The sequence below is a fragment of the Pedobacter heparinus genome, from assembly GCF_032678725.1.
Classification (GTDB): Bacteria; Bacteroidota; Bacteroidia; order Sphingobacteriales; family Sphingobacteriaceae; genus Pedobacter; species Pedobacter heparinus_A.
The window spans coordinates 1-865 of record NZ_JAVTSC010000047.1; the positions used below are offsets into that span (position 1 = coordinate 1).

The window sequence follows — 865 nt, forward strand, 5'->3', positions numbered from 1 at the left end:
ACCAACCTGCATGCCTTTAATGATACCGGTAGCCTCCAATATCCGGCTGGATGGCAAGGCCATAAAAGTGTAGGAAATGTAAAAGGCAAAAGTAACCAGGTAAGCCTGCCATTCTTCCAGTTCGCAGGCGATGCGCAGGTAAGGGATCAATGTTCCGTTTACCCAGGTTACAAAGCCAAAAATGAAAAAGAAAAAACCGATGGTCATGACCTGTTTTACGTATGTACCGCCGGTTGCCGGTTTAGCTATATTTACCATTGTCTCCATAATTATATCTTTAATTTTTCTATTGCATTTTTAACATTCCCATATTTTAACAGACTGGTTTTTGCAGCTTCATAATCTGTTATCCCTGTTTTCTCCATCAGCATTTTAACACCCCTGTCTACCAGTTTTTCATTGCTGATCTGCATGTTCACCATGCGGTTATCCAGCACCTTACCCAAACGGATCATCACACTGGTAGAGATCATGTTTAAAAGCAGCTTTTGTGCCGTACCACTTTTCATACGGGTACTGCCGGTTACAAACTCAGGCCCAACTACTGCCTCCAGTGCAAAATCAGCATATCGTGCAATTGGCGAACCCGAATTGCATACGATGCAGGCGGTAAGGATACCTTGTTCCTGTGCTTTTTTTAAAGCGCCCAAAACATAAGGTGTAGTGCCGCTTGCGGCAATACCGATTACAGTATCCCGGGCATTGACCTGGTGTTTTTCAAGATCCAGCCAGCCTTGCTCCTCACTGTCCTCCGCATCTTCAATTCCGAAACGCAACGCTTCATCCCCTCCGGCCATCACACCGATCACCACATCATCAGGCACGCCGTAGGTTGGCGGGCATTCACTGGCATCCAGCACACCCA

1 protein-coding gene and 1 pseudogene are annotated in these 865 nt (G+C 46.2%); both read right to left on the minus strand.

What is annotated here, in order from left to right; translation table 11 throughout:
* Positions 1–267: pseudogene (locus R2Q85_RS24535) on the minus strand (glucose/galactose MFS transporter); the annotation flags it as partial.
* A gap of 2 nt (positions 268–269) precedes the next feature.
* A partial coding sequence (locus R2Q85_RS24540; RefSeq protein WP_316814448.1) for an N-acetylmuramic acid 6-phosphate etherase occupies positions 270–865 on the minus strand: 596 nt, incomplete at its 5' end.